The sequence below is a fragment of the Methylocystis sp. SC2 genome (assembly GCF_000304315.1).
GTDB lineage: Bacteria > Pseudomonadota > Alphaproteobacteria > Rhizobiales > Beijerinckiaceae > Methylocystis.
Window position 1 is genome coordinate 95,571 of record NC_018485.1, and the last position, 15,632, is coordinate 111,202.

The 15,632-nt window shown below is 64.8% G+C and carries 16 protein-coding genes; 10 read left to right on the forward strand and 6 right to left on the reverse strand.

Annotated elements, in window-relative coordinates; genetic code table 11:
* Nucleotides 1-156: 156 nt before the first annotated feature.
* Nucleotides 157-3,495 carry a carbamoyl-phosphate synthase large subunit gene (gene carB / locus BN69_RS00495; protein ID WP_014889575.1) on the reverse strand — a complete coding sequence of 1,113 codons (3,339 nt, stop codon included), beginning with the start codon at nucleotides 3,493-3,495 and terminating at the stop codon, nucleotides 157-159.
* A 452-nt stretch (nucleotides 3,496-3,947) separates the two neighbouring features.
* Between carB and BN69_RS00505 the strand changes: the two genes are divergently transcribed.
* The 3 genes from BN69_RS00505 (at nucleotide 3,948) to BN69_RS00515 (ending at nucleotide 5,207) form a co-directional block, all read left to right on the forward strand.
* Nucleotides 3,948-4,250, forward strand: a complete 303-nt coding sequence (locus BN69_RS00505; protein ID WP_014889576.1) for a c-type cytochrome — start codon at nucleotides 3,948-3,950, stop codon at nucleotides 4,248-4,250.
* Between the two features lie 2 nt (nucleotides 4,251-4,252).
* On the forward strand, nucleotides 4,253-4,627 hold the full coding sequence (locus BN69_RS00510; protein ID WP_014889577.1) for a GtrA family protein: 375 nt from the start codon (nucleotides 4,253-4,255) through the stop codon (nucleotides 4,625-4,627).
* A gap of 160 nt (nucleotides 4,628-4,787) precedes the next feature.
* Entirely contained in the window at nucleotides 4,788-5,207 is a 420-nt protein-coding gene (locus BN69_RS00515) for a DUF2267 domain-containing protein (RefSeq protein ID WP_041927048.1), read from the forward strand.
* Here BN69_RS00515 and hemF read toward each other — a convergent pair.
* The 3 genes from hemF to BN69_RS00530 form a co-directional block, all read right to left on the reverse strand.
* Nucleotides 5,204-6,190 (reverse strand): oxygen-dependent coproporphyrinogen oxidase, encoded by a 987-nt coding sequence (hemF, locus tag BN69_RS00520; RefSeq protein ID WP_041927049.1) that lies wholly within the window; start codon nucleotides 6,188-6,190, stop codon nucleotides 5,204-5,206. The two genes, BN69_RS00515 and hemF, sit on opposite strands and share 4 nt — an antisense overlap.
* Nucleotides 6,191-6,336: 146 nt before the next feature.
* Nucleotides 6,337-7,005, reverse strand: a complete 669-nt coding sequence (locus BN69_RS00525; protein ID WP_014889580.1) for an rRNA methylase — start codon at nucleotides 7,003-7,005, stop codon at nucleotides 6,337-6,339.
* 98 nt (nucleotides 7,006-7,103) lie between these two features.
* Nucleotides 7,104-7,580, reverse strand: a complete 477-nt coding sequence (locus BN69_RS00530; RefSeq protein ID WP_014889581.1) for a tRNA (cytidine(34)-2'-O)-methyltransferase — start codon at nucleotides 7,578-7,580, stop codon at nucleotides 7,104-7,106.
* A gap of 294 nt (nucleotides 7,581-7,874) precedes the next feature.
* On the opposite strand from BN69_RS00530, the gene petA reads away from it, so the two are divergent.
* The 3 genes from petA to BN69_RS00545 are packed head-to-tail and all read left to right on the forward strand — an operon-like array spanning nucleotide 7,875 to nucleotide 10,658.
* Complete coding sequence (petA, locus tag BN69_RS00535; protein ID WP_014889582.1) at nucleotides 7,875-8,405, forward strand: ubiquinol-cytochrome c reductase iron-sulfur subunit; 531 nt, start codon at nucleotides 7,875-7,877, stop codon at nucleotides 8,403-8,405.
* Between the two features lie 53 nt (nucleotides 8,406-8,458).
* The gene (locus BN69_RS00540; RefSeq protein ID WP_014889583.1) at nucleotides 8,459-9,697 is read left to right on the forward strand and encodes a cytochrome b; all 1,239 of its coding nucleotides are present in this window, start codon (nucleotides 8,459-8,461) and stop codon (nucleotides 9,695-9,697) included.
* Nucleotides 9,698-9,731: 34 nt separating this feature from the next.
* Complete coding sequence (locus tag BN69_RS00545) at nucleotides 9,732-10,658, forward strand: cytochrome c1 (RefSeq protein ID WP_014889584.1); 927 nt, start codon at nucleotides 9,732-9,734, stop codon at nucleotides 10,656-10,658.
* Nucleotides 10,659-10,691: 33 nt separating this feature from the next.
* Here the strand turns inward: BN69_RS00545 and smbP are convergent, their stop codons facing one another.
* Nucleotides 10,692-11,054, reverse strand: a complete 363-nt coding sequence (smbP, locus tag BN69_RS00550; protein WP_014889585.1) for a small metal-binding protein SmbP — start codon at nucleotides 11,052-11,054, stop codon at nucleotides 10,692-10,694.
* 203 nt (nucleotides 11,055-11,257) lie between these two features.
* Here smbP and BN69_RS00555 point away from each other — a divergent pair, with 203 nt between their 5' ends.
* Together BN69_RS00555 and glpX are read left to right on the forward strand one after the other, a co-directional pair.
* Complete coding sequence (locus tag BN69_RS00555) at nucleotides 11,258-12,556, forward strand: homoserine dehydrogenase (RefSeq protein WP_014889586.1); 1,299 nt, start codon at nucleotides 11,258-11,260, stop codon at nucleotides 12,554-12,556.
* 6 nt (nucleotides 12,557-12,562) lie between these two features.
* Nucleotides 12,563-13,552 carry a class II fructose-bisphosphatase gene (gene glpX, locus BN69_RS00560; protein WP_014889587.1) on the forward strand — a complete coding sequence of 330 codons (990 nt, stop codon included), beginning with the start codon at nucleotides 12,563-12,565 and terminating at the stop codon, nucleotides 13,550-13,552.
* Between the two features lie 7 nt (nucleotides 13,553-13,559).
* On the opposite strand, the gene BN69_RS19545 is transcribed toward glpX, so the two are convergent.
* Nucleotides 13,560-13,706 (reverse strand): hypothetical protein, encoded by a 147-nt coding sequence (locus BN69_RS19545; protein WP_173370384.1) that lies wholly within the window; start codon nucleotides 13,704-13,706, stop codon nucleotides 13,560-13,562.
* Nucleotides 13,707-13,816: 110 nt separating this feature from the next.
* On the opposite strand from BN69_RS19545, the gene BN69_RS00565 reads away from it, so the two are divergent.
* Together BN69_RS00565 and BN69_RS00570 are read left to right on the forward strand one after the other, a co-directional pair.
* Nucleotides 13,817-15,106 carry an RsmB/NOP family class I SAM-dependent RNA methyltransferase gene (locus BN69_RS00565; protein WP_014889588.1) on the forward strand — a complete coding sequence of 430 codons (1,290 nt, stop codon included), beginning with the start codon at nucleotides 13,817-13,819 and terminating at the stop codon, nucleotides 15,104-15,106.
* A gap of 75 nt (nucleotides 15,107-15,181) precedes the next feature.
* Nucleotides 15,182-15,622 (forward strand): endonuclease domain-containing protein, encoded by a 441-nt coding sequence (locus BN69_RS00570; protein ID WP_014889589.1) that lies wholly within the window; start codon nucleotides 15,182-15,184, stop codon nucleotides 15,620-15,622.
* Nucleotides 15,623-15,632 lie beyond the last annotated feature (10 nt).

The following is a 15,632-nucleotide window of genomic DNA, read 5'->3' on the forward strand; positions in this document are numbered from 1 at the left end:
TGCTCTCGCTTTCTGGCCTTTTCTTCAGTTTCGCCAACATGCGGCGCATCGGCGGCGGTTGCGCCCGCCGCATTGCGGCCGTGCGCCAAAGCTTAGGCCGCCCAGTGGCGATCAAATATTACCGCGCCGCCGCTTGCGTCGTAGAACTCCCAAATGTCACTTGGTCGCGTTCGGCGGAAAATAGTCCTGCAGCGCCCGGACCCTAAGGTCTCCCGATACATAGGCGCGTATTCCCTGAGCCGCCGCGACCGCCCCCGCCAGGGTTGTATAATAGGGAACCTTATGCAGAAGCGCCGCGCGGCGCAAGGAGCGCGAGTCCGCGAGCGCCTGCGCCCCTTCGGTCGTGTTGAAGACGAGCGCGATCGAGCCGTTCTTGATGGCGTCGACGATATGCGGCCGTCCCTCCGACACCTTGTTCAATTTCTGGGCGGGAATTCCCCGCTCGATGAGATAGCGCGCCGTGCCGCCCGTGGCGACGATGGAGAAGCCGACCTCCTTCAGCAGGCGGACCGCCGGAATGATTCGGCTCTTGTCCGCATCCCTGACCGAGACGAAAACGACGCCCTCGCGCGGAGCCTTGGCGCCGCCCGCGAGCTGGCTCTTGACGAAGGCGGCGTCGAAGGAGCTGTCGAGACCCATGACTTCGCCGGTCGACCGCATTTCGGGGCCAAGGACGGTGTCAACGCCTGGAAATCGCGCGAAGGGGAAGACGGCCTCCTTCACGCCGACATGCGCCGGTTTCGTATCGAGCGGATCGAAGTCGACCAGCTTCGCGCCGGCCATCACCCGGGCCGCGATCTTGGCGATGGGGCTGCCGATCACCTTGGCGACGAAAGGCACGGTGCGGGACGCGCGGGGATTCACTTCCAGAACGTAGATCTCGCCGTCCTTGAGCGCGAATTGCACATTCATCAAGCCGACGACTCCAAGCGCCATGGCGAGGCTTTTGGTCTGCGCCTCCAGCGCGGCGATCGTCTCGGGCGCGAGCGAGCGCGGCGGCAGCGAGCAGGCCGAATCGCCTGAATGAATGCCCGCCTCTTCGATATGTTCCATGACGCCGGCGATGGCGGCCTCGTCGCCGTCCGCGAGACAATCCACGTCGATTTCGATGGCGTCGGTCAGATAGCGATCGAAGAGCAGCGGATTCTTGCCGAGCACCGTGTTGATCTGCCCGGTCTTGTCATTCGGGTAGCGCGCCTTGATCTCGGACGGCACGAGGCTTGGCAGCGTGCCGAGAAGATAGTCGTCGAGATCGCTTTGATCGCGAATGATCGCCATGGCGCGGCCGCCCAGCACATAGCTGGGGCGCACGACGAGCGGCAGCCCAAGCTCCTGCACGACGATGCGCGACTGCTCGACGGAGTAGGCGATGCCGTTCTTGGGTTGCTTCAGCCCCAGTTTGTCGAGGAGCCGCTTGAAGCGGTCGCGGTCCTCGGCGAGGTCGATCGAATCGACCGGCGTGCCCAGAATAGGCGCGCCCGCCTGCTCGAGGCCGTGCGCAAGCTTCAGCGGCGTCTGCCCGCCATATTGCACGATGACGCCGAGAAGCGCGCCGTTGGACTTCTCAACATCGAGAATTTCGGCGACGTCTTCATTCGTCAGCGGTTCGAAATACAGCCGGTCGGACGTGTCGTAATCCGTCGACACCGTCTCCGGATTGCAATTGATCATGATCGTCTCGAAACCCGCTTCGGCGAGCGCGAAGCAGGCGTGACAGCAGCAATAGTCGAATTCGATGCCTTGCCCGATACGGTTCGGGCCGCCGCCCAGAATGACGATCTTGTTCTTTGCCGAGGGCTGCGCCTCATTCGCGGGACTCCCGATGAACGGCGTCTCATAGGTCGAATACATATAGGCCGTGGGCGAGGCGAACTCGGCCGCGCATGTATCGATGCGCTTATAGACGGGTCGCACGTCGAGACGGTGGCGCATGTCGCGCACGTCTTGTTCTTCCAGGCCCGCAAGCGTCGCGAGGCGCGAATCGGAGAAGCCCGCGAATTTGAGCTTGCGAAGATTCTCGGCGTCCTCTGGCAGGCCATAAGTCTTGACCTTGTTTTCGAGCGCGACGATTTCCGCGATGCGCTCGATGAACCAGATGTCGATCTTGCTGGCCTCGTGAATGGCTTCAGCGGTCATGCCGAGCCGCAGCGCCTGGCCGACGACGAGCAGCCGGTCCGGCGTCGGCGTGCCCAGCGCGCCGCGCAGCACATTCATGTCGTCGCCTTTTCCGAAGCCTTCGATCTCGATCTCGTCGAGCCCGCAGAGGCCGGTCTCCAGCGAGCGCAACGCCTTTTGCAGCGACTCGGCGAAATTGCGGCCGATCGCCATCGCTTCGCCGACCGACTTCATGGCCGTGGTCAATATCGGTTCGGAGCCCGGAAATTTTTCGAAGGCGAAGCGCGGAATTTTGGTGACGACATAGTCGATCGTCGGCTCGAAGGAGGCCGGCGTCGCGCCGCCGGTGATGTCATTGGCGATCTCGTCGAGCGTGTAGCCGACGGCCAAGCGCGCCGCGACCTTGGCGATCGGAAAGCCGGTGGCTTTCGACGCCAGCGCCGACGAACGCGACACGCGCGGGTTCATCTCGATGACGATCATCCGGCCGTTCGAGGGATCGACCGCGAATTGCACGTTCGAGCCGCCGGTTTCGACGCCGATCTCGCGCAACACCGCGATCGAGGCGTCGCGCATGATCTGGTATTCCTTGTCGGTCAGCGTCAACGCCGGCGCGACGGTGATGCTGTCGCCCGTGTGCACGCCCATCGGATCGATGTTCTCGATCGAGCAGATGATGATGCAATTGTCCGCTCTGTCGCGGACGACCTCCATCTCATATTCTTTCCAGCCGAGAACGCTTTCTTCGACCAGCACTTCATTGGTCGGCGAGGCGTCGATGCCGCGCTCGACGATCTCGATGAACTCCGCCTTGTTATAGGCGATGCCGCCGCCGGTGCCCCCTAACGTAAAGGACGGACGGATGATCGCCGGCAGACCGATGTCGTCGAGCGCCTCGAGCGCGGCGGGCAATGTCTTGACGTGATGCGAGCGCGGCGTTTCAAGACCGATCTTCGTCATCGCCTCGCGAAACAGTTCGCGATCCTCGGCCTTGTCGATCGCATGGGCGGTCGCGCCGATCATCTCGACGTCGAATCTTTTCAGCACGCCCATTTTTTCGAGGCTGAGCGCGCAATTGAGCGCCGTCTGTCCGCCCATCGTCGGCAGCAGCGCGAAGCCGCCGGGCGCCGCATAGCGCTCCTTCTCGATGACCTTGGCGACGATTTCGGGCGTGATCGGCTCGATATAGGTGCGGTCGGCCATGTCCGGGTCGGTCATGATCGTCGCCGGGTTGGAATTGACGAGAACGATCCGATAGCCTTCCGCCTTGAGCGCCTTGCAGGCCTGCGTGCCTGAATAGTCGAATTCGCACGCCTGGCCGATGACGATGGGGCCGGCGCCGATGATCATGATCGTGGAAATGTCGGTTCTTTTCGGCATGCCGCCTCAGTTGTCATCCGCTCGTCAGCGCTCTTTCGCCCTCATGCCGAGGAGCGCCTTAAGGCGCGTCTCGAAGCAGGAGGGCGAGATGTGTCCAGCGGTTTCCTCGTCCTTCGAGACGGCGGCTGCGCCGCCTCCTCAGGATGAGGAAACCTTTCGTCTTTTGTCCGGCGCACGCCGCGCGGGAGGCGAGCGCGCATAAAAAAGGGCCGCGAATCCGGCCCCTGGACCGGAACGCGTCCCGAACTTGCCCGTCATTCTGTCGGCGCACCGGCGATGCGGGCGGCGAGCGGGGCGCGCCCGGCTCGAAAGTCGCCGCCTGTCTAGACGAGAATGACGGTCCTGTGAAGAGGCGGCAAGGGCGGGAGAGGGGTCACGGAGCGGCGAGATCGCGCCGCAGGCCGGCGAATTGCGCTATCATTCCCATTCCTCGTCGCTTCGAAATGGCCCCCATGCGGATTACGACCTCATTGCTTTTCCCGATGTTGCTTTTCGTCGCCGGCGCGGGGCGCGCCCAGGCCGGCGACCTCTCCGACGTTCTGGCGCAATGCGCGGCGTGTCATGGCGCGGACGGGATCGCCAAAAGCGCCGACGTTCCGCATCTTGCCGGCCAGCACGAGCTCTACCTCCTTAACCAGATCATGGCGTTCAAAACCGGCAGGCGGGCGCACAAGGAGATGCGTTACATGAGCCGCCAAATGTCGGAAGCCGAGATGCGGGACATCGCGCGTCATTACGCAACGATGCCGCGCTGAGCATGTCGACGGCGCGCCAGCTTGCGACTTACGCGTCGGTCGGCGTCGGCGCGACGCTTGCGCATTACGCCGTTCTGATCGCTCTGGTCGAAGGCGCGGGCTGGCGCGCCGTGCCGGCGACGCTGTGCGGCTATGTGGTCGGCGGGGTCGTGGCCTATATCCTCAACCGCCGCCATACCTTTGCAAGCGAGAGGCCGCATGCCGAGGCGACGTGGCGCTTTGCGCTGGTCGCCTTCGTCGGCTTTTGCGTCACCTATGCGTTGATGAGCCTCTTCGTCGATCGCTGGGGCGCGCCTTATCTCCCGGCGCAGATGGTCACCACCGTGCTGGCGATGTTCGTCACCTTTGCGCTGAACCGGCGGTGGACGTTTGGGTGACGAACTCTCGGCGCGTCATGGCCGGGCTTGTCCCGGCCATCCATGCCGCGACGTTCCACGAAGGCTGCAAGGAAGCCGCAGCGGCGCCGCGTGGACGCCCGCGACAAGCGCGGGCATGACGCTGCTGTCGATGCGCCTGATATTTAGAAAGCGAGTTCCCATGCCGATCCCGATGGATATCCAGCATGCGTCGGAAGAGTTCGAAGCCTTCCTCGCAGATGCGCGCGATCGTTCGGGCCTCGCGACGCGCAATCAGACATATACGATGACGCAGGGCGTGTTGCGGGCCTTTCGCCGCCGGCTCTCGGTCGCCGACGCCATCCGCTTCGCCGGCGTGCTGCCGCCGGTTCTCAGGGCGATTTTCGTCGCCGACTGGAATCCGGAAGAGCCGCAGGCGCCCTTCGACGACCGCGCATCGATGATTCGCGACGTTCAGTCATTGCGGCGCGATCATAATTTCTCGCCGGAAACGTGCATTGACGACGTCGCCGCCGCTTTGCGCGCGCGCGTCGACGTGCGCGCGTTCGATCGCGCGTTGGCTTCGCTTCCGGCCGGCGCGGCGGACTTCTGGCGGGTCTAGGGCCACTTCACCAGCGGCGGCATCGAGGAGAGGATCGAGTCGACATTGCCGCCGGTCTTCAATCCGAAGATCGTGCCGCGGTCGTAGAGCAGATTATATTCGACATAGCGGCCGCGCCGCACGAGCTGTTCGTCGCGCTGCGCCGCGCTCCATGGCTTGGCGAAATTGCGCCGCACGAGTTCGGGATAAATCTCGACAAAGCTTTCGCCGACGTCGCGGGTGAAGGCGAAATCCGCGTCCCAGGCGGAGTTTGCAGCGTCTCCGGCGCTGTTGAAATAATCGTAGAAAATGCCGCCGACGCCCCGCGGCTCGTTGCGATGGGCGAGAAAGAAATATTCATCGCACCATTGCTTGAACCGCGCATAGTCGGCGACGGGATGGCGCTCGCAGGCGCCGCGCATCGCGGCGTGAAAGGCGATGGTGTCGGGGTCGTCCTGCGTGCGGCGCGCGTCGAGCACCGGCGTCAAATCGGCGCCGCCGCCAAACCAGGCTTTCGTCGTCACGACGAAGCGCGTGTTCATATGCACGGCGGGAACATTCGGGTTCCAGGGATGCGCGATCAGCGAGATCCCTGTCGCAAAAAAGCAGGGGTCTTCCGCCGCGCCGGGAATCTGCTTGGCGAATTCCGGCGCGAAGGTTCCAAAGACCGTCGAGCAATGCACGCCGGCCTTTTCGAACACGCGGCCATGGATCATCCCCATGCGCCCGCCGCCCCCCGGCGCGCCGCCGATGTCTTGAGCGGCGCTTCCTAAAGTCGCGCCGCCGATGTTTCGAGCGGCGCTTCCTAAAGTCGCGCCGGCGTGATCCGTCCGGCTCCAGGGCGTCAGCGTAAAGCGGCCGGGCGCGTCGGCCTCCGGCGCGAAGGGGCCGGGCGCCTCGTCCTCCAGCGCTTCGAACGCCGCGATGATGCGCAACTGCAGCGACTCGAACCATGCGCGCGCGGCGTCCTTGCGGGCTTCGAGCTGATCGGGCGCGGCGTTCATCGACGTCTCCTCTTGTCGCCGCTTCATCCCGCCGGCGCCGCGCCTTGTCAATTCAGCAGGACTATTGCGCCAAGGCGATCGGGTGAAGGGTTTCCTCATCCTGAGGAGCGTGCGCAGCACGCGTCTCGAAGGACGAAGAAACCCGACTACTGCGCCATCTGCGCGACTTTCATCTTGGGATCATGCTGCGCGGCTGGCGTTCCTGTCGCCGCCGCAAAGCCGGCGCGCAGAAACTGCGCGAGCGCCGTCTTGACGTTTCTGCCGCGCTCGGTGAGTTCGGTGACATAGCAGGAGCGGGGCTCGCCATTCGGCCACCCACGGTTCCGCGCTTTCGCCTGGCGCATGTCTTCAAGCACCTGCGCCTTCACCTCGCGCGAGTCCTTCATCGTGATGAGTCCGTCGGCCGACAGATGCCGGTCCGCATTATAATCTTCGACCATTTTCTGGGTCGGCGACTCGAACTCGCACAGCTTGCCCTGGTCGCCCACATAAAGCAGGCGCTCCACCCAGCTGGCGCGAAGCGATCGGATGTCTTCGGGCAGCATGTCCTTCATGTCCGCCGGCAGAGCCTGATAGATCGGCGTCGCCTGCGCGATTTGATCCACGCGGAACGCCGCCTTCACATTGAAGCCTTCGATGCTCTCAATCTGCGTGAACTTTACGAACAGCTTGCCGACGGCGCCGCGCGCCTCCGAAAGATTGGTCACCAGCGCATAAAGGGCGACGCAGAGAAGCGCTGTCAGCAGCGCCGCGTTGAGAGATTTCAACAGCCGCTCCCAAAGCATCAGCGAGATGCGAAAAGTCTGGTGGGTCATCGCGCCCTCCTGAAATCAATGAATATCGCCTTAATATGCTGCGACGACCGCAGACTAAAAGGTCATGTCGCCATTGCGCTGTGCGGCGGCGCATCCGTCTAAAGCGCGCGCAACTGCCGGAGCGCCTCGCCCATGACCATCGCCGCGGCGACGGCGACATTGAGGGAGCGCATGCGAGGCCGCATGGGGATGCGGAGCGCCAGATCGGCGGCGGCGTGCACCTCTTCCGGCGCCCCGGCGGATTCGCGGCCGACGAGCAGAATGTCCCCCGCGCGGTAGTCGCAGTCGAGATAGGACCCCGCCGCCCGCGTCGATAGCAGCAGCAGCCGGCGGCTCTCGCCCGCTTGGCCGGACGCGGCCCGCCACGCCTGAAAGGCCGCGAAGGATCCATGTCGGTCAATCGTCACGTGATCAAGATAATCCATGCCGGCGCGGCGAAAGTCGCGGTCGCTGGTGGGAAATCCGGCCGGTCCGATGATCGCCGCGGAAACGCCGAGGCACGCGCATGTGCGCAGCATGGCGCCGGCGTTCTGAGGAATATCCGGCTGATACAAGGCGAGCGTAAGAGAAGTCATGGTCCGTTCGCGTGGGAGGAGATAGGAATTTGCGGCATATCGCCGCGAATATCGGCAGCGGTCTTGTGCGGCAAGGCGTTTAGCCAAATTTCCCAGTGTCGGCTTGTGGACAGCGGCGGGGATTCGCGTCACATATCACCTCCGCCCCGCCGCAGCCTTGGCATTGCCTTGGTGCGGCGCGCGATCGGCCGAAGGCGGCGAAAGGTGGAACGATCGACTCGGGCGCAGCCGCCGTCTCGGCCGCGAAGGCTTGAGAGCGTTGGAAGACTTGAGAGCGTTGGGAGAGGTTCGAGCGTGACAAGCAAAGACACCGCCGTGAAACCGGCGGAGCCAAGCCGGCGGGACATTCTCTACATCGCGACAGGCGCCGCTGCGGCAGGCGCCGCGGCCGGCATGGTCTGGCCGCTGATCGCCCAGATGAATCCGGACGCGTCCACCCTCGCTCTGGCCTCGACTGAAGTCGACCTTTCTTCGGTGCCCGAAGGCCAGATCGTTACCGTGAAATGGCGCGGCAAGCCGGTTTTCGTGCGTCATCGGACGGCGGCCGAAATCAAGTCGGCCGAGGACGTGCCCTTGTCGGCGCTGCCTGACCCCGAGCCCGACGCCAAACGCGTTCAAAAACCCGAGTGGCTCGTCGTCATCGGAGTCTGCACGCATCTCGGCTGCATTCCGACCGGCAAGGAAGGCGAATACGACGGCTGGTTCTGTCCGTGCCACGGCTCGGTCTACGACCTCTCGGGGAGGATTCGCAGCGGCCCGGCGCCGACCAATCTGGAGGTGCCGCCTTACGCCTTCATCGCCGAAAACAAGATTAAGATCGGCTAGCCAAGGCCAAGCGCCTTCAATTTCCCGCGCGAGATTCCGAGAGCACCAAGCCCATGGAAGGACATTCCCAATACACGCCCAAGAGCGGCTTCGCTCGCTGGTTGGAGCGCCGTCTGCCGATTTTGAGCTTCATGCATGATTCCTTCGTCTCCTATCCGACGCCAAAAAACCTGAACTACATGTGGGTGTTTGGCGCGATCTTGAGTTTCATGCTCGTCGCGCAGATCGTCACGGGCGTCGTCCTTGCGATGCATTACACCCCGGAGACGACGCTCGCTTTCGATTCCGTCGAAAAAATCATGCGGGATGTGAATTGGGGCACCGTGCTGCGCTACGCGCACGCCAATGGCGCGTCGATGTTCTTCCTCGCCGTCTATCTCCACATCTTCCGCGGCATGTATTACGGCTCCTACAAGGACCCGCGCGAGGTCTTATGGATTCTGGGCGTCATCATCTTCATGCTGATGATGGCCACGGGATTCCTGGGCTATGTCCTGCCTTGGGGGCAGATGTCCTTCTGGGCGGCGACCGTCATCACCAATCTCTTTTCCGCCATTCCGGTCGTTGGAACCGCCATCACGACCTGGCTGCTCGGCGGCTATTCCGTCGACAATCCGACGCTCAACCGCTTTTACGCTTTGCACTATCTGCTCCCGTTCATCATCGTCGCCATCGTCGCGCTGCACGTTTGGGCGTTGCATGTGACGGGGCAAAACAATCCGTCCGGCCTCGAGGTGAAGGACATCAAGAAGGAAACTGTTCCTTTCACGCCCTATGCGACCTTGAAGGATGCGGTTGGCATCGCCGCTTTTCTCGTCGTCTACGCCTGGCTGACGTTTTTTGTGCCGAATTACCTCGGCCATCCGGACAATTACATCGAAGCCAATCCGCTGGTGACGCCGCCGCATATTGTGCCGGAGTGGTACTTCCTGCCGTTCTATGCGATCCTTCGCGCGATCCCGAACAAGCTGCTCGGCGTCACTGCGCTCTTTGCATCGATTTTGATCACCGCGGCGCTGCCGTGGCTCGACACGTCGAAGGTGAAATCGGCCGTGTATCGGCCGCTGTTTCGCAAGGAGTTCTGGATTTTTGTCGCGGTGTGCGTCGGGCTCGGCTATCTCGGGGCGCAACCCGCGGAAGGCGTATATCTTTGGTTCGCCCGGGCGCTCTCGGCCTATTATTTCCTCCACTTCTTGGTGATTTTGCCGGTCATCGGCAAAATCGAGAAGCCGGAGCCAGTGCCTGAATCCATCGACGCTTCGATCATGCGAGGGGAAACCTCCCATGTCTGAGACGCTGACACGGTCTCCCAAGCGACAGTCCCCGATGACGCGTCGGCTGAAGCGCCTCCCGCTCTTTCCTCTCACGATCGCCGCGGCGATGGCGCTGGCTGGCCCCGCCTGGACCCAGCAGGAAGCGCCGCCCTCCGCGACCGATCAGGTGGCGGCGCCTCAGGCCAAGGAGAAGGAAGCGCGGCACGAGAGCGAGCGCCATGAGCAGAAGCCCAAGCGCTTCGATTGGAGCTTCGCCGGCGCCTTCGGTCGCTACGACAAGGCGCAGTTGCGCAGAGGCTTCAAGGTCTACAAGGAGGTCTGCTCCTCCTGCCATTCGATCAAAATGCTCGCCTTCCGCAATCTGTCGCAGCCGGGCGGACCGGAGTTTTCCGAGAAGGAAGTCGAAGCGCTGGCCGCGAGCTACAAGATCAAGGACGGCCCGAATCAGGCGGGCGAATATTTCGATCGGCCGGGTCGCCCGAGCGATCGCTTCCCCCCGCCTTTCGCCAATGAACAGGCGGCGCGCGCGGCGCTCGCCGGCAATTATCCGCCGGACATGTCGGTTCTGGCCAAGGCCCGAGGCTATTCGCGCGGCTTTCCGCTCTTCCTGTTCGATGCTTTGCCGGGCTTTTCCTACCAGGAGCACGGCGTCGACTATATCGTCTCGCTGATGGAGGGCTACGAAGACCCGCCGCCGGACGTGAAAATGCCGGAAGGACAGTTCTACGATCCCTATATGCCGGGCCGTCGCATCGGCATGCCGCCGCCGCTTTCCGAGGGCGTGGTCACCTATGAGGACGGCGCGCCGCAGACGATCGATCAATACGCCAAGGACGTCGCGGCCTTCATGATGTGGGTCGCCGAGCCGCATCTCGAATCCCGCAAGCGCGTCGGACTCGGCGTCATGGCCTTCCTGCTCGTCTTCGTCGGGCTGCTCTATTTCACCAAGCGCAAGATCTGGTCGAACGTTCCGCATTAGGCGGGGCGCTCGCCGACGCGCCGCGCGGAGCCGTCACTTGATCTTTTTCAACTCGGCGAGCGCGCTCGCCGCGTGCGTGACGGCGCGCGCCGAGTCGCCAAATCGTGCGCGCATTTCGGCCAAGCGCAGATGCCTGATCGCGCGATGCAGCAGCTTGTTGGCGGCGCGGTCCCGTTCGATGGCCTTTTCATGCAGCGCCTCGCGCGCATGGCCGAGCGCGCTCATCATATGCGTAACGATCTCCTTGGAGCCGCCCTTCGCGCCGTCGTCTATCGCCTCCTGAGTATGCTCGATCGCCGCCTGCACATGGATGCCGATGCCGGCCAGCGCATAAGAGCCGGAAAACGCCAGCGCCGCAGCGCTCAGAATCGCGAATACGCTCCTTCGACGCGTCATTGTCATCTCCTCGTCGCCGCCGGCGGCCTCGGCTTCAGCTTAACCCAGAGTTAGGGCGTCAAGCCCAGTGCTCAATCCCCTCCTGGCCCCTCCTGGCCGCCTCCTGGCGTCGGCGGTTTCTTGATTGAAGGCGCCAAATCGGGCACAAGGCGCTAGCGACACGGGGCGTCCGTCGCCCGCAAGTTTTTCCCGGAAAGGTTGCAATGTCGGAGATTATGCGCGTCGGCATCGCGGGGCTCGGCACCGTCGGCGCGGCGGTGGCGCGCCTGCTCCGCCGGCAGGCCGAGGCCCTGACCGCCCGCACCGGACGGCGCATCGTGCTGGCCGGCGTTTCGGCTCGCGACGCCGCGAAGGAGCGGCGCGCCGACCTTTCCAACGCCGAATTTTTCCACGATCCGGTCAAGCTCGCGGCCTCGCCGTCGATCGACCTGTTCGTCGAATTGATCGGCGGCGCGGAGGGGCCGGCGAGGGCCTGCGTCGAAACCGCGCTCGCGCATGGCAAGCCGGTCGTCACCGCCAATAAGGCGCTGCTCGCCGCGCATGGCTTGCATCTCGCCGCGCTCGCCGAGGAGAACCATGCCGCGCTCGCCTTCGAGGCCTCGGTCGCGGGCGGCATTCCGATCGTCAAGACGCTGCGCGAGGGGCTCGCCGGCAATTCGGTCGAGCGCGTCTATGGCATTCTCAACGGCACCTGCAATTACATCCTGTCGCGCATGGAGCAGGAGCAGCTCTCCTTCGAGGAATGTCTGAAGGAGGCGCAGAGGCTCGGCTACGCCGAGGCTGATCCGACCTTCGACATCGGCGGTTTCGACACCGCCCACAAGCTTGCGATCCTCACCTCGCTCGCGTTTGGCGCGCGCATCGCGGCGAACGCCATCGACATTGAGGGGATCGAGCGCGTGACGCTCGCCGACATCGACGCCGCCGCCGAACTCGGCTACCGCATCAAGCTGCTCGGCGTCGCGCAGCGCACCGCTGAGGGGGTCGAGCAGCGCGTGCATCCGACGATGGTCAGCAAGAATTCCGCCATCGCCCAGGTGATGGGCGTCCTGAACGCCGTCACCATCGACGCCGACGCGGTGCATGAGCTGACGCTTGTCGGGCCGGGCGCGGGCGGCGACGCGACGGCCTCGGCCGTCGTCGCCGACATCGCCGATATCGCCAAGGGCGTGCGTTCGGCGCCTTTCGGTCTGCCGACGGGGAAGCTCGCGGAGCTTAAACGCACGCCGATGCAGCGCCACGAAGGCGGTTATTATATCCGCATGTCGGCGCGCGATGTCGCAGGCGCCTTCGCCAAGATCGCGACGCGCATGGCCGAGCGCCGCATCTCGCTCGAAAGCATCGTACAGCGCGGCAAGCGCGGCGCGCCGGGCGACTGTGTCGACGTCATCCTCATCACCCATGCGACGAGCGAACATCTCGTGCGCGAGGCGCTGGACCTGATCTATCAGGACGGCGTCATCGTTTCGCGCGCGCAGGTCATCCGCATCGAGCGCGAGTAGCGAGACATGACGCGGCAGCCTGAAACCGATGCGTCGAAGATCGACCGCTATCTGACGTTGGAGCTGGCGCGCGCGTCGGAGCGCGCCGCGGTGGCGGCCGCCAGGTTCCGGGGACGCGGCGACGAAATGGCCGCCGACCTCGCCGCGGCCGAGGCGATGCGCGAGGAGTTGTCGCAGCTTCCCGTGCGCGGGCGCATCGTGATCGGCGAGGGCGATGAAGACGCCGCGCCGATGCTCTACATCGGCGAAGAAATCGGCGCGGGCGTCGGTCCCCGCGTCGACCTCGGCGTCGCCGCGCTGGAAGGATCGACGCTCTGCGCCAAGGACATGCCGGGTTCGATCGCCGTCGTCGCCATGGCGCCGGCCGGTTCGCTCCTGCATGCGCCCGACGTCTACATGGACAAGATCGCCATCGGTCCGGGATATCCCGAAGGCACGATCGATCTCGATCGCGATCCCGGCGACAACATCAGAGCGCTCGCGATCGCCAAGGGCGTGCGCGCGAGCGAAATCACGGTGAGCATTCTCGACCGGCCGCGCCACGCCGAAATCATCCGCGCTTGCCGCAACGCGGGCGCCTGCGTGCGCCTGATCGCCGGCGGCGACGTCGCGGCGATCATTCTCACCACCCATCCCTGGGAAACCGGCGTCGACATGTATCTTGGCCGCGGCGGCGCCTCGGAGGGCGTGCTCGCCGCCTGCGTGCTGCGTTGCGCCGGCGGCCAGATGCAGGGGCGGCTGGCGCTCGAGACCCGCGATCAGATCGCCAAGGCCCAGCGTTTCGGCCCGATCGATCCGCGCCGCAAATATTCGGTCGGCGACATGGCGGCGGGCGACGTCGTCGTCTGCGTGACCGGGGTCACCGCCGGGCCGCTGGTCGGCGGCGTGTCGCTCGGCAAGACGACGATCGACACCGAGACGATCGTCTATCGCTCGGCCACCGGCACCATCCGCCGCATCCACGCGACGCATCGGGCGGTGGGGAAGTTCGATTGACGCGAGATCAATACGTGCGGCCGGTCTCGAGCTGCGTCTTGGCGTCGAGCTTGCGCCTCGGCGGCGGCGGATAATCCGGCGGCGGGGGCTGTGTCGCGCAGGCGGCGAGCGACAGCCCGATAAGCGAAGCAAGGATCAGATGAAGGCGTCGCATAAGTTTCGTCCGCATTTTTCAAGGTGGAGCGCATCCTCGCGCCTGTTGGGTAAGAGCGTGGCTTTGGCGACGGGATTATGTCCGTCGCGCGCAGGCGGGACCCGGCGCCGATGACTCCCGCCGCCCATGTCTCCGCTGCGATCGAGGTGCTGGACGATGTTGCAAAGCGCCGCCGACCCGCCGCCGAGGCCTTAAAGGACTGGGGCATCGCGCATCGTTTCGCCGGCTCCAAGGATCGCGCCGCGATCGCCAGCCTCGTCTTCGACGCGCTGAGAAAACGCGCCTCGGCGGCCTATGTGATGGGGGCGGACGATCCGCGCGCGATCATGCTCGGCGCGCTGCGCGAAGCGCGCGGCCTCGACGCGGAGGCCATTGCGGCGCTCTGCTCCGGCGAGCGCCACGCGCCGGCCCCGCTTTCCGGCGAAGAGCGCGAACGGTTGGAGTCGGCCGCGCTCGACGCCGCGCCGGATCATGTGCGCGGCGACTATCCGGAATGGCTGGCGTCGCATTTTGAGGCGGCGTTCGGCGAAGGGGCCGCCGAAGAAGGCGCGGCGCTCGCCGCCCGCGCGCCTGTCGATCTGCGCGTCAATATTCTGAAATGCTCGCGCGAGCAGGCGCTCGAAAAGCTCGCGCATCTGTCGCCTGCGCCGACGCCGCTGTCGCCGCTCGGCCTGCGCATCGAGGCCGGGCAGGGGCGGGGTCCGGCGCTGACCGCCGAGACCGCCTATGTGAAGGGGCTCGTCGAGCCGCAGGACGAGGCCTCGCAGCTTGTGGCGCTGCTCTGCGCCGCTGCGCCGGGCGAGCAGGTTCTCGATCTCTGCGCCGGCGGCGGCGGCAAGGCCTTGGCGCTCGCGGGACAGATGCATAACCGCGGGCAGGTCTACGCCTATGATTCGGATGGGCGGCGCCTCATGCCGATCCATGAGCGGCTGGAGCGCGCCGGCGCCCGCAACATTCAAGTGCGCGCGCCGCGCGGCAAGGCCGATGTGCTGGCCGATCTCGACGCGCGCTGCGACCTCGTGCTGATCGACGCGCCCTGCACCGGGACCGGCGCCTGGCGGCGCCATCCCGACGCCAAATGGCGGCTTGCGCCGGGCGCGCTGGACCGAAGATTGAAGGAGCAGCGCGAACTCCTGGCGCTGGCCGTCCGCTTCGTGAAGCCCGGCGGTCGGCTCGTTTACGTCACCTGTTCGGCGCTGCGCGAGGAAAATGAGGACCAGATCGCGGCCTTTCTCGCCGCCAATCCGGATTTCGCGGCGCGCTCGGCCGCGGAGACAGTGGAAAAGGCCGGCCTGCCCGACCTCGCCCGCTTCGCCTCGCCCCATGGTCCCGGCATACGCCTGTCGCCGGCGACGAGCGGCACCGACGGGTTTTATGTGTGCGTCATGAGGCGAAAGTGAATTCGTCTGAGCTTGCGCAAATGTCGAGCGTTGGCGTCCCTCTCCCGCGAAGCGGGGGAGGGACAGGGAGGGGGCGTGACAGACGCGAAGCTTCCGAAAGGTGATTTCGCGCGCAATCTTCGCCGCGACATGTCGGATGCCGAGCGAAAACTATGGTCGGCGCTGCGCGGCCACCGGTTTCATGGGCTGCAATTCCGCCGCCAAGCGCCTTGCGGCCCCTATATCGCGGATTTTCTCTGTCACGCCGCCCAACTTGTCATCGAGGTCGATGGGGCGACGCATTCCACCGATGCTGAGCTTGCGCGCGACAGCCGGCGCGACACCTGGTTCGAGGCTAACGGCTTTTCAGTCTTGCGCGTAACCAATGCAGCGGTTTACGCAGAATTTGACGGCGTGCTGGAAATGATACGATTACGCGTCGAGGAAAGATTGCCCCCACCCCAACCCTCCCCCGCTTTGCGGGAGAGGGAGTCCGATTCGGGTCCCGACAACAAACCGCGCACTCTGCGTCGTTAGGGTCCCTCTC